Below are 18945 nucleotides of genomic sequence, written 5' to 3' on the forward strand. Positions count from 1 at the left end.
TTAATTTGTAAAATCATATTATGAAAAAATATATTAGCACCCTTTTAGTTTTAGTTTCGGGATTTGCATTTTCCCAGACTATTCTGAATGCTGCTTCTCCCGAAGAATTTAGACAAATGAGATCTGAATCTATGAGAAAAGCAGGGGATACTGTTATCAGCAATAAAGTAAAGCCTCTTGAATATGGTTTCGTTGATGACAAAGATATTTACAAGAGTATGTTTGTTTGGGAAATCATTGATATGAATGATAAGATCAACCAGCCATTCTATTATGACAATCCGGATGGTCTTCTTTCTAGCTCTACAAGATCTTTATATCAATTATTACTTGATGGAGCTCTTAAAGGTGACATTAAGGAAGTGTATGATGACGAAAACTTTGTGACTAGACTTACACCTGAAGCCATTCAGAAAAGACTGGAAAGTATAAGACTTGACGAAGAAGCGATCGATATTCTTAACTCTGGAAGAACACTTACAGAAGACGAGAAAAAAAGATTAACAGATATCATTAGAACAACAACTGATAAAGTAAAAGTTCTTAAAGTGATGGGTATGTGGTTTATCGATAAGAGAGACGGTCAAATGAAATACAGACCTCTAGGTATCGCAGCTATGGGGCCAGATCCTACATCTGTTGGAAGAATTGGTCCTGACGGTCAGCCTTTAGCTGGTGCCGATGAATTGATCGACTTATTCTGGATCTATTATCCAAGCGCTCGTGATATTTTAGCAAACAATTATGTTTTCAATAGAAAAAATTCTTCTGCCGATCTATCTTTTGATGATATCATCAATGCAAGAAGATTCTCTTCTATTATCTATAAGTCTTCAAGCGGCTTAGGAGATGGTACTATCAAAGACTATATTCCTAAAAATGCTGATGAACAGCTGGAAGAAAGCGATAGAATCAAATCGCAGATTCTTGACATGGAAAATGATATGTGGAATTACTAGATTTCACTTGATATTTATAGAAAACCTGAGTATTTTTACTCAGGTTTTTTTTATTATGAAATCGCCCTTTGCTTATTGCTAATCAATAATCAATGATATAGGCAGTTATATATGACCTTTAAATAAATGAAATTTCTCATATGAAAAATGTAGATTATATTATTGTAGGAGACGGATATGCAGGACTTTTTCTGGCTCATCAGCTAATTAAGAACAATAAGTCCTTTGTGATCTTTTCTGAAGGAAGAAAAAGTGCTTCACAGGTTTCAGCCGGAATTATCAATCCTGTTGTTCTTAAAAAATTTACCACATTCTGGAAAGCACAGGAGCAAATAGACTTTCTTAAAGGCAGTCTTAAAGAAATAGAATCTTATACCGGAGAAAACTACCTGATCAATGCTCCCATACATAGAATTTTTCATGATGAGAATGAACAGAATCTTTGGTTAAAGAAATCAGGAAATGAAGAACTATCAGCTTTTCTTGATAGAAATTTTGATCGCTTAAATGGGGTAAAAAACGATTTTCAGACGGGAAAGGTGAATCAGTCTGCCAGGCTTAATGTTAATGGTTTTTTTAGTGGTCTATTCAGTTATTTGGAAAAAAATGATCATTTAGTAAAAGAAAGATTCGATTATACTCAATTGAACCCTTCTGAATCGGTTTATAAAGATTTTTCTTTCAAAAATATCATTTTCTGTGAAGGAATGGGTGTGAAAGATAATCCATACTTTTCTGAAATAGCAGTGATTCCCAACAAAGGACATCATATAAAAGTAAAACTTTCCCAACCGATTCAGGAAAATATCACCATTAAAAAGAAACATTTCTTATTTCCAACCGAAAACGGGCTGTATTTTTATGGTGGAACCTACGACAGAGATCAGCTTCATCACCATATCGATGACTCAGCGGTCACTCAATTGGTCAATGGGCTTTCTGAATTTTATCCCTATGATTTTGAAGTGGAAGAAGTACATCTTGGCTTCCGTCCTACTGTAAAAGACAGAAGACCAATCATTGGAAGACATGAAACATTGCATAACTTGTATGTTTTTAATGGAATGGGTGCACGTGGTATTCTGAATGGATGCTATTTTTCACGGGATCTGTTCCATTTTATTGAACAGGGTACCCCATTGCACGAAGAAGTTTCTTCAAAGAGGTTTCAATAGCATATCTTAGTGTAAAGATTCAAAACTATAAAATATATGGACGAAAATATATTAGGTATCATTGCCGGTTTTCTTACTTCTGTTTCAATGATTCCGCAGCTTGTAAAGGTGATCAGAGAAAAGAATGTAGAAGATATTTCTCTGGTCATGCTTCTTGTTCTTATTTCAGGACTTTCGCTGTGGGTCTGGTATGGGATAAAAAAAGATGAAATGCCTATTATTTTATCCAATGGATTTGCTGTTCTGGTTAATATCAGCCTTCTGATCTGCTATTTTATTTACAACAAAAAGAAATAGAGTCTAACACATAAAAAAGACGCCTCAGAAATGAAGCGTTTTTATTTTTTTTATTTAAGTGAAATACGATTATTGAAGAACAAATTTGGCTAAAGGAGCCATTCTTGCCTTGTTTAAAGTAAGAGTATTTCCATTTACAGAGTAATTATCCGCAGCAAGGATAGCTTTTGTAAACTGGTTTTCAATATCCAGATCTTCACAAGCCATCATAGTAGACATTCCCTGATTGAATTTTATTCTCATGATTTCAGGTTTGATCTCGAAAGTTCCTCCTAATCCGTTACATCCGGCGTGGCCTTCATATCTCATTCCATTCATATCAAGTTTGAAATAAGGATTGTTTTTAGGATTTTTAAGATCAATCGGTTTCCCGTTAAGCTCTGTCAGTTTCCATGTTTTTCCAGTAATATCAGGAGTCGCTTTTTGTGCGTTTTGTGTTTTACATGAAACAACAAGAAATGTTGCAATAACAAGTGCCGATAAATAGTAATATAAACTTTTCATAATGCTTATTTTTTTAAGATGAATGCTATTCCTTATGCTAATACGATGCCATTTTTGCGGGGCCAGACTCTTTTTTTGCCTGTTTAAGATGGAACAGAACCATGTCTACATTCTTTTTAAGAAAAGTTATATTTCCCTTAATATCAGAATATTGATACTCTTCATTGGAGGCTGTATACTCAGGTAAAGCATCACTTTTTTTAAGGTCAAAAGTTTTACCGTTTAAATGTATAGTTGCGGTATTTTTAGTGTTGTTGATCGTTACTTCTATCTTTTCTCCATAGCTGTCAACATACACATCTTTGAAAATTTCGTCTGTGTTTTCGGGTGCAGCAGCGGTAATGGTTTCAGCTTCTTTTCCGGGATGTTTACATGCTGTTAGGGAAAGAATGGTCAATCCCAGAAGGATTGGTGGTAATAATTTTTTCATAGTGATAAGTGATTTTAAAGTGTTTCATGAATTATGATGTTAATGCCTTATAAATTTACAAATATTTTTAATAAATATGTGTTAAATTTTCATAAACTAACAGAGAGTTAAGATTTTGTCTAATTTAACTCACTGTTTTTTGAAACATTATTCACGAAACAGAAAGTAATAGTTATTGTAGGAAATTGAGGATCATCGTTGTTAATTCGGGAATTTTAAAGGACTTATTTTCAATAGTATAATGTATTTTTTTTTCATTTTTCATTTGTTGTGTAAATTTTCGGCAAAAATAATTCAAAAAGAAGAGAGTAACAATAAGTAAATGTTAATAATTAGTAATCATGATAAAGTTTAGGTTTGATTATGGAAATTTTTAAAATAGAGTTCCAGGCCATTAAAATGTTCAAAAAAGTAACAACTTAAAAATTAAAATTTCCTTAATTCAAAAAAAATGGCTTGATTTTTGAAAATTGAAACTTGCACAGATGAGATGTCAGAATTGCTCGAATTACCCTTGAATAAAGAAATGTTTAATGTTTATTATATTTTTAGATTCAGGTAATTTAAAGGATAGTTAAATTTTGTTAATCCATGATGATAATATCATAATCTGGGTGTACATTTGCCACTTCAAAATGAGAAACTTTATAGTATACTTTTTAACTGGTCTTTTTCTGCTCTTTGTAGTAGAAAGCAGGCTCGACGTTAAAACGCTTCGAAATGACTATTCCGGTCATGTTTCTCATCATATACCGAAAAGAGCCAACCGTCTTAACCAGACTTTTGAAAAACTCTCTGTTCAGCAGATGGCTGATACTGTAGACAACTCCACATTAGAACTTGCTGAAAATGATTTCCAGTTATCTGACGTATGGCAGGCTATTGTTGTTTTTGCAGGAGTTTTCAGCCTGGTTTATATTTTTGGATTAAAAAGCGATAAACGGTTTAGACCGGATATTCATGGCTTTGTCTTCGGTCTTACAGCCAAAAGATTCATTCTGATCCGTTCTATTAGAATTTAAAATTTTCTCAATCTATTCTTTTTCTGCCTGATTTCAGGTAGAAATACTTTGCGTTGTGTATGCTGGTAATCATCACATTGTACCTCTTTTATTACCGTTTTATTTCTATCAAAACATTAACGATTTATATAAACTCTAGAATTATGATAAAGAGAGTTGCTTCGGGAATTGCGCTGAGTGTCCTTCTGTTGGCGGTTGGCTGCAATAAGAAAAAAGAAGAAAAAGAAGAAGTTACCGTATTTCCGGTGACGTCCCCTGTAGTAATGGATACTGTAATCAACAAAGAATATGTTGCTCAGGTTCAATCCGTAAAAAACATTGAAGTAAGAGCTCAGGAAAAAGGTTTCCTGGAAAAAATCTTTGTAGATGAAGGACAATACGTGCAGGCGGGACAGACATTATTCCGAATCATGCCTAAACTGTATCAGGCAGAATTATTAAAAGCAAAAGCAGAGGTAGAACAAGCTTCTATCGAACTGAAAAATGCAAGTACATTAGCAGGAAACAATATTGTTTCTAAAAATGAAAAAGCAATGGCAAAAGCCAAGCTGGATGCTGCCAATGCAGAAATGAAACTGGCTCAGATCCATCTTTCATTTACTGATATCAAAGCGCCGTTCTCTGGTGTTATCAACAGAATTCCTTTGAAACTGGGAAGCCTGGTAGATGAAGGTGATTTGTTGACTTCATTGTCAGATAACACAAGTATCTATACTTATTTTAACGTTTCTGAGCCGGAATATTTAAGCTATCAGACTCACGCTGCAGACAGAGGAAGCAATCAGGTATCCCTGATCACAGCGAACGGAGAAACCTATTCGCAGAAAGGAGAGATCCAGACTATTGAAGGAGAATTTGATAATGAAACAGGTAATATTGCTTTCCGAGCCAAGTTCCCCAATCCTGATAAGCTTTTGAGAAATGGAGAAACAGGAAAGATCCGGATGACAATGCCTGTTCACAATGCATTAATTATTCCACAGAAAGCTACTTATGAGATTCAGGATCAGAAATACGTATTTGTTATTGATAAAAACGGAGTCGCTAAATCCCGAAATATCAAAATTGCTTATGAACTTCCGGATCTTTATGTAGTAGGTTCAGGAATATCAAAAGGAGATCAGATCCTTTTGGAAGGAGTTCAGAAAGTGAAGGATGATCAAAAGGTGAAAACAAAATTCCAGGATCCTAAGAAAGTTCTTCAATCATTGAAATTAAAAGCAGAGTAGTGGTCTCTAAAATGAAGTAGTATGTTTAAGAAATTCATTCGCAGACCAGTTCTGTCTATAGTAATCTCATTGATTATTGTATTTATGGGGATATTGTCATTGGTAAAACTTCCTGTGACGCAGTTCCCATCCATTTCTCCGCCTAAAGTAAATATTACCGCAGAATATCCCGGAGCTAACAACGAATTGTTGATTAAATCCGTAGTTATCCCTTTAGAAAGAGGGTTAAACGGAGTTCCAGGTATGAAATATATGACCTCGGATGCCGGAAATGACGGGGAAGCTTCCATTCAGCTTGTATTTGATCTGGGGACAGATCCCAACGTAGCTGCGGTAAATGTTCAGAACCGTGTATCTTCAGTAGTGAACAAACTGCCGCCTCTCGTAGTACGTGAAGGGGTAAAGATCACTCGTGAGGAACCTAACATGTTGATGTATATTAACCTGTACAGTGATGATCCTAAAGCTGACCAGAAATTCCTTTTCAACTATGCAGATATCAATGTAATGTCTGAATTGAGAAGGGTAAGCGGTGTTGGTTTTGCCGATATCCTGGGAACCCGTGAATATGCAATGCGTATCTGGCTTAAACCTGATCGATTAACGGCTTATAATATTTCAGCTGATGAAGTAATGGAATCTCTGAATGAGCAGAGTTTGGAAGCTTCTCCGGGTAAAACGGGAGAAAGTTCCGGAAAACGCTCTCAGTCATTCGAATATATATTAAAATATTCGGGTCGTTTCAACAACGAAAAAGATTATGGAAACATTATTCTAAAAGCAAAGCCGGACGGTGAGTCTGTAAGACTGAAAGATGTTGCAGATATAGAATTCGGAAGTTCCATGTATGATATTTATTCCACATTGAACGGAAAACCATCTGCGGCAATTACAGTAAAACAATCCTACGGATCTAATGCAAGCGACGTTATCAAAAACGTAAAAGCATTGATGAAGGATCTTGAAAAAAATAATTTCCCTAAAGGCATGCATTATGACATCAGTTATGATGTTTCCAGATTCCTGGATGCCTCTATGGAAAAAGTAATTCATACTTTGTTTGAAGCCTTTATTTTGGTTGCTATTGTGGTATTCCTATTCCTTGGAGACTGGCGTTCAACTTTGATTCCGGCACTGGCTGTTCCTGTTTCATTGGTAGGAACATTTGCGGTGATGTCCGCTTTTGGAATTACCCTGAATATGATTTCGCTCTTTGCCCTGGTAATGGCGATCGGGGTTGTAGTAGATGATGCGATTGTGGTAATTGAAGCCGTTCACGCCAAGATGGAAGAAAAACATCTTTCTCCATTGAAGGCAACAGAAGAAGCAATGCACGAGATCAGTGGAGCAATTATCGCAATTACGTTGGTAATGGCATCTGTATTTATTCCGATTGCATTTATGTCGGGACCGGTTGGAGTATTCTACCGTCAGTTCTCTATTACAATGGCCTCATCCATTATTTTATCAGGAGTTGTAGCACTTACTTTAACACCGGCTTTGTGTGCGTTGATCTTAAGAAATAACCACGGAAAACCTAAAAAGAAAACTCCGATTACCATATTCCTTGATAAATTCAATAATGTATTTACAAAAGGAGCTGGAAGATATGAGAAGATGCTGAATAAAACAGTGACGAAGAAAACAATTACATTACCGTTACTGTTAGCATTTTGTGCCTGTACATATTTCCTCAGCAACTCTTTGCCATCTGGATTTATTCCGGCTGAAGACCAGGGAATGATCTATGCAATTATTCAGACTCCACCGGGATCTACGTTGGAAAGAACCAATCAGATTGCCAAAGAACTTCTTAGAGAATCTGAAGATATTGACGGTGTACAGTCTGTTTCTTCTCTTGCAGGATATGAAATTTTGACCGAAGGTACCGGATCCAACTCCGGAACCTGTCTGATCAACCTTAAAAGCTGGGAGGACCGTAAAGAATCTGCTGCAGAAATCATTGAAAAGCTGGAAGAAAAAGCCAAGAATATTCCGGGAGCCAATATTGAATTCTTCCAACCGCCTTCCGTTCCGGGATATGGAGCTGCCGGAGGGTTTGAACTTCGTTTGCTGGATAAAGCAGGAAGTGGAGATTATCATAAAATGGAGCAGGTGAGTAATGACTTTGTGAAAGAACTGAAGAAACGTCCGGAACTTGGATCGGCATTTACATTCTATTCCGCGAGTTTTCCACAATATATGCTTAAGATTGATAACGATCTTGCAGAACAAAAAGGAGTGACCATTGAAAAAGCGATGGATAACCTATCTACATTGATCGGGTCCAACTATGAGACGAGTTTCATCCGTTTCGACAGACCTTATAAAGTAATAGTTCAGGCCGGACCTCAATACCGTGCTCTACCAACGGATCTGTTGAAACTGTATGTTAAAAATGATAAAGATCAGATGGTTCCTTACTCAGACTTCATGAGATTGGAAAAAGTATATGGACTGTCTGAGATTACACGACATAATATGTATAACTCTGCAGAGGTGAGTGGAACTCCGGCACCTGGATATAGTAGTGGACAAGCGATTAAGGCTATTCAGGAAGTGGCAGATAAAACACTTCCAAGAGGTTTTGGTATCGACTGGGCAGGTATTTCCAAAGATGAAGTAAGCCGTGGAAATGAAGCGGTATTTATCTTCCTGGTATGTTTAGGATTCGTATATCTGATTCTTTCTGCACAATATGAGAGTTTCATCCTTCCACTTCCGGTAATTTTATCTCTTCCGGTAGGTATTTTCGGAGCATTTTTATGCTTGAAACTTTTAGGATTGGAAAATAACATTTATGCACAGGTGGCCATGGTCATGTTGATTGGGCTTTTGGGTAAAAACGCTGTGTTGATTGTCGAGTTTGCTGTACAGAAGAAGGCAGAAGAGGGAATTCCTGTAGCAAAAGCTGCTATTGAAGGAGCTGCCATTCGTTTCCGTCCGATCCTGATGACATCATTTGCATTCGTTGCCGGATTGATTCCATTGGTTATTGCAACAGGTCCGGGAGCAATCGGTAACAGGACAATTGGTACTGCAGCGGCAGGAGGAATGTTGATCGGAACTATTTTCGGATTGATGATTATCCCAGGATTATATTACATCTTCGGAACTATTGCAGATAAGTCCAGATTGGCAAAATATGAAGAAGAAAATCCTTTAACAGAACAAACCGAACCTTATGAACATGATGGAAAATTTGAAGACTAAAAATATAATCACAGCCATTGCCTTATCACTTGTTCTTGCAAGTTGTAAGGCGCCAATGGCGACTGTCATAAAAGACGAGGTAAAAGAAAATATTCCTCAGAATTTTAATCAGGAAGAGCAGCAGGATGCAAATAACAATAGCGGAACAACTCCCTGGAGACAGTTCTTTACAGATCCAAACCTGGTAACCCTGATTGAAACAGCTTTAAAGAATAATCAGGAGTTGTTAATTACTCTTCAGGAAATTGAAATTGCTAAAAGTGGTGTTTTAGCTAAAAAAGGTAGGCTTACCCCAACTGTTTCCGCAGGAATAGGTGCTGGTCTGAAAAAAGCCGGTCGTTATACCAGTGAAGGAGCCGGTGATGCTACTACAGAAATTGAACCTGGAAAGGAAATGCCGGATCCGCTGGGAAATTTTGAAGCGGGATTAAATGCAAGCTGGGAGATTGATATCTGGAAAAAACTCAGAACCGAAAAAGAATCTGCAGTGGCCCACTATCTTTCTACGGTGGAAGGCAAAAACTTTATCCTGTCTAATCTTATTGAAGAAGTTGCTGATAATTACTATGAATTGCTGGCTCTTGATAATCAATTAGATATTATACAGCAGTACATCAAGCTTCAGCAAAGAGCGTTGGAAATTTCTAAAATTCAGAAAGAAGCTGCGGCTGCAACGGAACTGGCAGTGAAGAAATTTGAAGCGGAATTGGCGAAATCCAAAGCAGCAGAATATACAATCCGTCAGCAGATCACTGAGAAGGAAAATCAAATCAATGCTTTGCTGGGAAGATATCCACAGCCGATCGTGAGAACAAAAGAAAACTTTATGTCTACGATTCCTCCAACGGTTTATACGGGAATTCCGTCACAATTGCTGGCAAACCGTCCAGATATCAAGCAGGCAGAACTGGAATTGAAAGCATCAAAGCTGGATGTAGAAGCAGCAAGAAAAGAGTTTTATCCTTCTCTGGAAATTTCTGCGACATTAGGATTAGAGGCTTTCAAACCTTCCTATCTTGTTAAATTACCTGAATCCATTGCTTACAATCTGGCAGGTGAATTAGCAGGACCACTGATTAATAAAAGTGCGATAAAAGCTAATTTTCAGACAGCAGATGCAAAACAGGTTCAGGCATTGTACGAATATGACAAAACCATTCTGAACGCTTATCTGGATGTTGCCAATCTGATGTCGAAGGTTAAAAATATAGATCAGTATTATCAATTGAAATCTCAGGAAACCAAAGCGCTGGATCAGTCTATTGATATTGCCAATCAGTTATTCCGTAACTCCAGAGCTGATTATCTTGAAGTTCTTCTGAACCAAAGGGATGCGCTGGATGCTAAAATGGAACTTATTGAGGCAAAACAGAAACAGCTCAGCACAGTAGTTGACATCTATAAAAGTTTAGGTGGAGGCTGGAAATAAAACATCATAATTCTATCAATAAACAGTTAATGTTTTTTGGAAGGGTCAATTCTTTTGAATTGGCCCTTTTTTATTTTTAATGCGACAAGTTTTGTCGTTATCCGGAGATAATTTTGCATCAGGAAAATGAAAATATCAATATAAATAAAGTGAATTTAACAATAAATAGTATGATTTACAGGATACCACATGAAAGTGATTTTTATATCTTAAAAAGTGTTAAATTTGCGAAGTTTTAAGAAACTAATTACTAACTCAGAAAACAACATTGGAATGAAAAAAATCTATATTGGTGCATTCACCTTATGCACGGTCTTGGGAATCTCTGCCCAGGAAGTAGTATGGCAGAAAGATATCAAATCCTCTACCCAGGATTTTCTAAGCCAGGTTACTACAACCATAGATCAGCAATATCTTATCACGGGAAGCTCTATCCAAAGCGATAAGCAGCAAGCTTCAGGCAGTAAGCAAAATAATGGTTATGATTTTCATTTGGTAAAGCTAAACCAGCAAGGAAATGATGTCTGGGAGAAATACTTCTCAGGCTCCAACCATGATTATTTATCAGCAACAGTCACCACGCAGGATGGCGGATTTCTTTTGGCCGGAACATCCTATTCAGGAAAGGGTCTAGATAAAAAAGAGGATTCTAAAGGAGGTTCAGATATCTGGCTGATCAGAATCAATGAATTTGGCGATGAATTATGGCAAAAAACCTTAGGAAGCTCTTCCGATGAAGAAGCCAGAGCGGTTATTCAAACTACCGACTTAGGATTCTTTGTTGCTGGAAATGTACAAAACTCATCAAAAGGTTACGGATCCAAAGATGTCTTAATTACCAGAATCGATAAAAGTGGAAAAGAATTATCCCAATTAATCTTAGGCGGAAAAGGTTTAGATGAAGTGGAGAAGATGATTCCAACGAGAGATGGCGGAGCGTTATTGGGAGTTTACTCAAGGAGTTCCGAGGTTCGTGTTTCGGGATCTGAAAAGGGTTCCGGGATGCGAGATGCGGGTTCCGTGTCAAACATTCAAAACTCGAATCCCGTATCCCGAAACTCGAAACAAACTGAAAACTTTGGCGAGGGCGACTACTGGATCGTTAAGCTGGACAAAAATGGAAAAGTAGAATGGGAAAAGAATTTTGGAGGGAAAGGAGATGATCATATCAGAACATTGGCATTAACATCAACTGGCTTCATCATTGGTGGAGAATCCAGATCAGAAAGATCAGGAAATAAAATGGTAGGAATAGAAGAAGGGACAGACCTTTGGCTGATTTCTTTAAATGAAAGAGGTGATGAACTGTGGCAGAAATCCTTTAATTTCAAAAACCGTGATATTTTGATGAGTATGAGTGTGATTCAGAGTCAAGATGCAAGAATCAAGAACCAAGACGTCACAAAAGGAATATTGTTGGGAGGATATACTCAGGCTGAGGGAAGAATTCAGACTGATGATGAAACCTTCTGGATGCTCTATCTGGACCAAAACGGCAATGAACAGTGGAGAAAACATGTAAAAGGAGAATCCAGAAAGAAGGAAGAAAGACTTTCAGATTTGAAACTCAACAGAGACGGTTCAATTGTTTTGGCTGGAACAAGTGCAGAAGAATTTGGTAGAGAAAACTGGAAGATCGTGAAGCTGGGAGACAAGCAGGTTGATCAGCTGATTGAAAAATACGACATTAAAATTTATCCAAATCCTGTTTCAGATTATGCTTATGTAGAAATAGGCTTTGATTTTAAAGAAGCAGATATTCTGTTGTATGATATGAGTGGAAGACAGCTTCAGATTTTAAAGACAAAAAACAGAGTGACCAAGATCAATACTCAGGCTTTGGTTCAGGGAGCTTATCTGGTGACCATAAAAACGGATACGAATAAAACGGCGAATGCTAAATTAATCAAGAAATAAAACTAATGAAAAAAACATACCTAATACTGCCATTGTTTTTCATACAGTATTTACAATCACAGATTACAAATCAACAGCCTGTTTCCGCAAGCAGTCCTATGGACAATATAAAACAAATTTATCCCGCTGCTCCCACTGCAAATAATTTAATGAAATTTGAAGAAGTTCCTGTAAGCTATTATACGGGAATTCCGGATATTAAGATTCCTATTGCTGGTATCCCAACGAGCGATTCTAAAATCTCTATGAATGTTTCACTAAATTATCATCCTCTTAATGCAAAACCTCTTGAAAAATCAGGAGAAGAAGGATTAGGGTGGAGTCTATTTGCCGGAGGAACCATCACCAAAACCATAAGAGGGAGTGCAGATGACCGTAATTATGAAGGGGTTGAGAAAAGGGTAGGAATTCTTTATGATGAATTTAACTATGTGGGAGCCCATACTAATTATACAAGAAAATATTTAGATGAATTGGCCGTAGGTGGGGTATATCATACGGATCAGTATAAAAAACTTTTATTTGATGCCCTATTTTTTAACCAATATGATACGGAGTATGATCTTTACCAATACAATTTTATGGGCTATACCGGGAGATTTATCATTAAAAAATCTTCCGATAATAATTTGTATGTTGAAAAGTTAGATAAAAATAATCTAAAAATTACCATAGGCTCTACTACCCCTGGCAATGCATTAGAGGCAACGTCTTTTGTAATTCTTGATGAGTACGGAAATCAGTTTACCTTTGACGTATTAGAACGAACCCAGAGATCGAGTATCTCTAATAAATTAGGGTATTATGATTCATATCAAACCAATTCAAAAGATTCTGGTGAAAGTACTACTGCTTTTCACCTGAGCAAAGTTGCCAACACATCCAATACAGAATTGGTAAAGCTGGAGTATTACCCTCCGTTTGAAATTCAATATACAGATCACTCTAATATCACTAGGAATAAGTTTGCAAGTGAAGATGCAAACTCTTTGCCTGTAGCAACTACGTTTGATGGCCAGATGCCGGCTTCTTATGAAACGAATACCATAACAAATAATACATTTGTCCGAAGTTTAAAAGAGATAGAAATACCGGGAAAGGGAAAAATTAATTTTACATATTTGCAGGGAAGGAATGATTCAGGCTATAGTCTACCTCAGCAGTTGCAAAAACTAGATAAGGTTAAAGTTTTTGATTCATCCGGAAAATTACTGGAAACACACCAGTTATCTTACAGCTCTTTTACTTATAATTTAGCAGGAGGAAATTTGCCTAACACAACACTATCACTCTCAAAAGTAACTAAGTTTGATTCTTCTTCTAATAAAGAATATGATTATGTATTAGAATATACATCGAATCCGCAGAACCGAACTTTGGGAACAGATTCATGGGGTTGGTTTAACTGTCCCCGTCCTAATGCAAATCCTCTTTTGGCAAAATACGTTTCACCGGATTGTATCAACATGAATATCCTCAAAAGCATGAAACTTCCTTCAGGAGGAATTAGGACTTTTGATTTTGGAGCCAATACTTACTCATCAGATCATTTGGGAATGCCAATTACTAATTTTGATGATAATATTGAAAACTGGACTTACAGTAATGTTACTGATGTTACCTTGCAGAGTACTTTTTTTAATTCTGCTACTTATAGTTTAGGGAAGGTTCTTCAGAATAAAATATTGTTGCTGGAAAGTGGCGAAATTTTAAACAATGCCGATAATATTGGATTTTTATTCTTAGAAAAATTAAACTTGAATCACGAATTGCTACAGTCATATGGTATCAATACTACAGATAAAGAAATTAATTTAGAAGGTGGACATTTTTATAGAATTAAATTTACTTGGACCAATTCAAATGATCAGGGAACTGCTCTCGTTAAGTATTCATTTAAGACCAAAAATCCTATACAAAAGCAGTGGCTTAACGGAGGAGGGATTAGAATTAATACGATCAGTTATTATGACAATCCCAATGATGCCACTCCTCAAAAGAAAGTTACATTTTCGTATAACAAATTTACGGATTCAGGAAAAAGCAGTGGTGCCTTGGTATTTCCAAAACCTTTGCTGACTTATAAGTATGGGTATAGTAATAAATTTGTTTCGACTTGTGGAGGTATGTCTGTAGGATACTGTCAATACCCTTATGCCAATGAATTTGCAATCTATTCATCTCAGAGTTTTCTTCCTGTTCAGAAAACACAAGGCTCTGATGTGGGATATCAGAATATAACGGTTTCGGAAACGGATAAAGGTAGAACAGAATATTCTTACACTTCACCTATTGATAAGCCTAATCCGGATTCACACTATATTAACTTTGAATTGCCTCCATTTCTTCCTGTAGATAATTATGATTATAAAAGAGGACTATTGACAAAGGATGAAAAAAAGGATAATTTGAGTGTAAGTCTGTATAAAAAGGATACAGAATATAATATCTATGATTCGAGAGTTCTTACGGGATTAAATATAAGCTACATCAATTCACCCTACTCAGAGTATTTGTATGCAGGTCATTTTAACTCCTATGAAAATTATTATGCAGGCTGTATACAAAATCAAGGGTTAAACGTGTTTTGTGATAGCCGTAGCAATGTAAGCAGCATGATGAGAATTCTTCCGGTGCAGGAGATTATAGGAAAAGCAAATCCTATCCATTCTGAGACTACAGAATCTTTTAACGGGAAGACTTTAAAAACCTATGAAGATATTACGTATAATACAAGAGACTATCCTATAAAACAAAAAGTTACTTTTGCCGATAATAAAACCTCGGAAACTACTTCCAGCTATGCCCATGAGAAAAATAATCAGAGGCTTATCAATGCCAATATGATTGGTGTTCCTTTAGAAACCGAAACAAGTCAAACTATTGGAACTGTTACCAAAACACTTTCAAAAACAGAAACCAAATACGATAACCCATTGAACTTACTTCCAAGTTCCGTTGTATCTACTGACTTACAAAATGTTGTTTCTACAGAAGTTACTTATGATCAGTATGATTCCAAAGGTAATCTGCAGCAGTACACCACAAAAGATGGCATTTCAACAGTAATTATCTGGGGGTATAACCAAACCCAGCCGATTGCTAAGATAGAAGGAGCAAAATTATCAAATATTCAACAGTCATTAATTGATTCAATTGTTACTGCTTCTAATACAGATGCTTCAGCAGCTTCGGGTAATGATGAAACGGCGTTTTTATCTGCATTAAGTTCATTCAGAGCTAATACTTCCTTATCCGGTTATCAGATTACTACTTATACCTATGATCCTTTAGTTGGGGTAAGAAGTATCACTTCACCATCCGGAATCAGAGAAAGCTATGTCTATGACTCAGCTAATAGGCTTGAAAAAGTGATTGATGCGAATGGTAAAGTGCTGAAGGAGATGAAATACAATTATAAAAACTAAACACAATCATGAAAAAGATATTAATTCCAATAGGAATTCTCATAATGGGAACTGCCCAGGCGCAGCTTACTAATACAGAAAACTATGTCTATTCAAAGACGTATTTATCCGATCCTACGCTTGCTAATGTAAGAAGTTCCGAAACGGTTCAGTATTTTGACGGGCTGGGAAGACCTAAACAAATCGTTAATGTAAAAGCCTCTCCATTAGGAAAAGATGTTGTTACTCCCATTAAATACGATGCGTTCGGACGACAGGTTCAGGACTATCTTCCCATTCCCCAGGGAGGAACTCTCAATGGAGCCATTACTCCTGATCCATTATCCAATGTGAGCAGTACCCCTTATGGTTCAGAGAAGATTTATTCAGAGAAGATTCTGGAAAACTCGCCGTTAGACCGTGTTTTAGGACAAAAACAGGTTGGGAATGCATGGGACAACAAACCTGTACAATTTGGGTATGATGCCAATGCCGATGGCGAGGTGAAAAAATATACAGCCGCTTTTAATTATACCACCTTTACCTCCAGCCTGACATTATCAGGCTCCTATGGAATAGGACAGCTCTATAAAAATACAGTTACCGATGAAGACGGAAACCCAACCATTGAGTTTAAAAACGGACAGGGCCAGGTTGTACTGGTAAGAAAAGTAATCAGTGCTTCAGAAAATGCAGATACCTACTATGTTTATAATGATTATAACCAGCTGGCTTATGTAATTCCTCCCAAAGCTTCAGTAGAAGCAGATCCTAATACAGTACTTAATGACTTATGTTACCAGTATAAATATGACGGGAGGAACCGTCTGGTAGAAAAGAAGCTTCCGGGAAAAGGCTGGGAATATATGGTGTATGACAAACAGGACAGGCTGATCATGACCCAGGACGCTGTCATGGGAGCATTAAAACAATGGCTTTTTACCAAATATGATCAGTTTGGAAGAGCCTCCTACACCGGAATATATACCAGTTCCCAGACTTATGGTACAGCAGGAAGAGCCGCAGAACAGGTATTAGCAGATGCTAAAGGGAGTAATAATGTAACCAGATCCTCTACGGTAGGATTCACCAACAGCGGAGTGGGGGTATATTATGATAATGGTTCTGCGAGTTATCCGGGTTCTGTTACTAAACTATTAACGGTTAATTATTATGATACTTATCCCCAAGGCTCTCCTGGGGTCACCAATGTGTTTTCCCAGCCTCTTCTTACGGATAATCCTACTCAGGAAAGGACAACTAAAGGATTTCTTACCGCTTCTTATGTAAAGAATATAGAAGATGACAATTGGACGCGGAATTTCCTATGGTATGATACCAAAGGAAGAAACATCGGGTCAAGAAGCCGTAATTATTTGGGAGGCTATACTGTGATTAACAATAAGCTTGACTTTGCCGGGGTTGTCCTTCAGACCAATACCTACCATAGAAGGATTGGTACAGACCCTGAAAAGATTATTGTAGAAAAATTCACTTATGATTCCCAGAACAGGCTTCTGACCCATACCCATCAGATAGGAAGTAATCCTGTTGAATACCTGTCTCAGAATAAATACAATGAAATTTCCCAGCTGGAATCTAAGAAAGTAGGAGGAACAACGATTTCTTCTCCACTTCAGCAGATAGATTATAAGTATAATATCAGGGGTTGGATGACCCAGATCAATGATCCTGCAGCTTTGAATGGAAAACTATTCGGATATGAAATAAAATATCAGAATTCAGTTAATTCATCCTATAGAAAGTTCAATGGTAATATCTCTGAAGTAGACTGGAAAACTTCTATAGATGACAATTTGAAAAGATATATTTATGCTTATGATCCCTTAAACAGGCTTACAGCAGGGTATTATCAGGAACCGGAAACTTCTGTTCCTGTTAATCATTTTTACAATGAAGAAATAGCATATGATTCTAACGGAAATATTACCAGGCTTCAGAGAAACATGAAAGGAAGTACTAATTCATCAGAATATATAGACAATATTTATTATACCTATTCCGGAAATAGGCTTCTTTCAGCTTCTGATCTCACACAGAATTTTAATGGATATCCGACAGGAGGAAAACTGATAGATTATGATGACAACGGTAATATGATTAATCATAAGGATAAAGACATCAGTGAAATAAAATATAATTATCTGAACCTTCCTTATTCAGTTAGTATTTCTGGGGGGAAGGGTATTATAACAAAAAACATTCAATATACCTATAGAGCAGATGGAGTAAAAGTTGCTAAAAAATACACTCCGTTTTTAGGTAATATTGAGACCAATTATTTAGACAGCTTTCAGTATGATAATAGAGAAACAGGAGAGACAAGTTTACCATTACCTCCGACATTAAAATTTGTTTCTACTTCGGAAGGTTATTTTAATTTTGAAAATAATAAGTACATTTACAATTACACAGATCATTTGGGAAATGTGCGGGTAAGTTATTTCAATAATGGAAGCAGCATAGAAGTTCTTGAGGAAAGTAATTACTATCCATTTGGATTGAAGCATGGAATATCCAACCCTTCTATAGGAAACCCAAGCTATAATTATAAGTATAATGGGAAAGAGTTGCAGGAAACAGGAATGTATGATTACGGAGCAAGGTTTTATATGCCTGATCTGGGAAGATGGGGTGTGATAGATCCACTGGCGGAGAAGATGACAAGACATAATCCTTATAACTATGCTTTTAACAATCCTTTAAGCTTTATAGATCCCGACGGAAGGGCTCCCGATTGGCATAAAGATGGAAAAGGAAATTTGGTTGCTGATGTAGGAGATAGTGCGGGAACTTTAGCCACTTACTTGGGGACAGGTCAACAAAATGCAGAAAAGTTGCTAGAAAGTCAAGGCTATAGCTCTTATGAAAAAGATGGGGAAATTTATACACAAATAAATGAAGGAAGTAAGGTACAGGTTACATTTTCAAAGCTAGAACAAATTGACGGTAAGGCCTATGATAAAGTCATGAATGATCATGGTTATGAAAAGGCAGATATTGTACAAGTAGATAAAGTGACAAATACAGAGTTTAGTACAGATAGAAGTACTCATAAAAATGAACTCGGGTATCAGCAAGTGGGTGGTGTCAAACAGGAATATGTTAAAAAAGGTGAGGTAAATACCCATAAACAGACAGGCGCTGATATAGAATACTTTGCTTTCAGTAATACTATACGCGTTCACAATGAATATGTTACTCCTTTGGGAAAGGGAAGTAGTATAGTTAGTGGTTTAAATCAAAAACATAAAAGTCCTGGTACCAGATTAAAAAGTGAAAAAGGAGGATATAAAGAATTACTTCAAGGTATTTTAGAAGTCATAAAAAAGAAGAAATAAA

12 protein-coding genes are annotated in these 18945 nt (G+C 36.7%); 10 read left to right on the forward strand and 2 right to left on the reverse strand.

Translation table 11 applies throughout. From position 1 onward, the window contains the following. Positions 1–20: 20 nt before the first annotated feature. From gldN to KYG33_RS19270, 3 genes are all read left to right on the forward strand, one after another. Positions 21–959, forward strand: coding sequence for a gliding motility protein GldN (gene gldN / locus KYG33_RS19260; protein WP_077413990.1), 939 nt, complete (start codon positions 21–23; stop codon positions 957–959). Positions 960–1099: 140 nt separating this feature from the next. Beyond that, a complete protein-coding gene (locus tag KYG33_RS19265) occupies positions 1100–2134 on the forward strand; it encodes an NAD(P)/FAD-dependent oxidoreductase (RefSeq protein WP_219072252.1) in 1035 nt (344 codons plus the stop codon). A gap of 36 nt (positions 2135–2170) precedes the next feature. Further along, entirely contained in the window at positions 2171–2431 is a 261-nt protein-coding gene (locus tag KYG33_RS19270) for a SemiSWEET transporter (protein WP_077413992.1), read from the forward strand. Between the two features lie 69 nt (positions 2432–2500). Here the strand turns inward: KYG33_RS19270 and KYG33_RS19275 are convergent, their stop codons facing one another. Further along, positions 2501–2935: an META domain-containing protein gene (locus KYG33_RS19275; RefSeq protein ID WP_077413993.1), complete on the reverse strand. Its 435-nt coding sequence runs from the start codon at positions 2933–2935 to the stop codon at positions 2501–2503. A 37-nt stretch (positions 2936–2972) separates the two neighbouring features. Next, a complete protein-coding gene (locus tag KYG33_RS19280; protein WP_077413994.1) occupies positions 2973–3365 on the reverse strand; it encodes a multicopper oxidase domain-containing protein in 393 nt (130 codons plus the stop codon). A 635-nt stretch (positions 3366–4000) separates the two neighbouring features. Between KYG33_RS19280 and KYG33_RS19285 the strand changes: the two genes are divergently transcribed. From KYG33_RS19285 to KYG33_RS19315, 7 genes are all read left to right on the forward strand, one after another. Next, positions 4001–4387, forward strand: a complete 387-nt coding sequence (locus tag KYG33_RS19285) for a hypothetical protein (RefSeq protein ID WP_047382424.1) — start codon at positions 4001–4003, stop codon at positions 4385–4387. Positions 4388–4533: 146 nt separating this feature from the next. Continuing rightward, entirely contained in the window at positions 4534–5616 is a 1083-nt protein-coding gene (locus KYG33_RS19290) for an efflux RND transporter periplasmic adaptor subunit (RefSeq protein ID WP_411267052.1), read from the forward strand. A 21-nt stretch (positions 5617–5637) separates the two neighbouring features. Continuing rightward, complete coding sequence (locus tag KYG33_RS19295; protein WP_077413996.1) at positions 5638–8829, forward strand: efflux RND transporter permease subunit; 3192 nt, start codon at positions 5638–5640, stop codon at positions 8827–8829. Next, positions 8801–10258: a TolC family protein gene (locus KYG33_RS19300; protein ID WP_077413997.1), complete on the forward strand. Its 1458-nt coding sequence runs from the start codon at positions 8801–8803 to the stop codon at positions 10256–10258. Before KYG33_RS19295 ends, KYG33_RS19300 begins: the two co-directional genes overlap by 29 nt. Positions 10259–10531: 273 nt before the next feature. Next, complete coding sequence (locus KYG33_RS19305) at positions 10532–12175, forward strand: T9SS type A sorting domain-containing protein (protein ID WP_077413998.1); 1644 nt, start codon at positions 10532–10534, stop codon at positions 12173–12175. Positions 12176–12180: 5 nt separating this feature from the next. Next, positions 12181–15603: an RHS repeat domain-containing protein gene (locus KYG33_RS19310; RefSeq protein ID WP_219072254.1), complete on the forward strand. Its 3423-nt coding sequence runs from the start codon at positions 12181–12183 to the stop codon at positions 15601–15603. An 8-nt stretch (positions 15604–15611) separates the two neighbouring features. Continuing rightward, complete coding sequence (locus KYG33_RS19315; RefSeq protein ID WP_219072255.1) at positions 15612–18944, forward strand: DUF6443 domain-containing protein; 3333 nt, start codon at positions 15612–15614, stop codon at positions 18942–18944. Position 18945 lies beyond the last annotated feature (1 nt).

The sequence above is a fragment of the Chryseobacterium sp. D764 genome (genome assembly GCF_019317325.1).
Taxonomy (GTDB): Bacteria; Bacteroidota; Bacteroidia; order Flavobacteriales; family Weeksellaceae; genus Chryseobacterium.

Bases quoted from the DNA above. Each gene is read 5' to 3' on its own strand.
- gldN (WP_077413990.1), top strand. From the start codon at position 21: ATGAAAAAATATATTAGCACCCTTTTAGTTTTAGTTTCGGGATTTGCA.
- KYG33_RS19265 (WP_219072252.1), top strand. From the start codon at position 1,100: ATGAAAAATGTAGATTATATTATTGTAGGAGACGGATATGCAGGACTT.
- KYG33_RS19270 (WP_077413992.1), top strand. From the start codon at position 2,171: ATGGACGAAAATATATTAGGTATCATTGCCGGTTTTCTTACTTCTGTT.
- KYG33_RS19275 (WP_077413993.1), bottom strand. From the start codon at position 2,935: ATGAAAAGTTTATATTACTATTTATCGGCACTTGTTATTGCAACATTT.
- KYG33_RS19280 (WP_077413994.1), bottom strand. From the start codon at position 3,365: ATGAAAAAATTATTACCACCAATCCTTCTGGGATTGACCATTCTTTCC.
- KYG33_RS19285 (WP_047382424.1), top strand. From the start codon at position 4,001: ATGAGAAACTTTATAGTATACTTTTTAACTGGTCTTTTTCTGCTCTTT.
- KYG33_RS19295 (WP_077413996.1), top strand. From the start codon at position 5,638: ATGTTTAAGAAATTCATTCGCAGACCAGTTCTGTCTATAGTAATCTCA.
- KYG33_RS19300 (WP_077413997.1), top strand. From the start codon at position 8,801: ATGAACATGATGGAAAATTTGAAGACTAAAAATATAATCACAGCCATT.
- KYG33_RS19305 (WP_077413998.1), top strand. From the start codon at position 10,532: ATGAAAAAAATCTATATTGGTGCATTCACCTTATGCACGGTCTTGGGA.
- KYG33_RS19310 (WP_219072254.1), top strand. From the start codon at position 12,181: ATGAAAAAAACATACCTAATACTGCCATTGTTTTTCATACAGTATTTA.
- KYG33_RS19315 (WP_219072255.1), top strand. From the start codon at position 15,612: ATGAAAAAGATATTAATTCCAATAGGAATTCTCATAATGGGAACTGCC.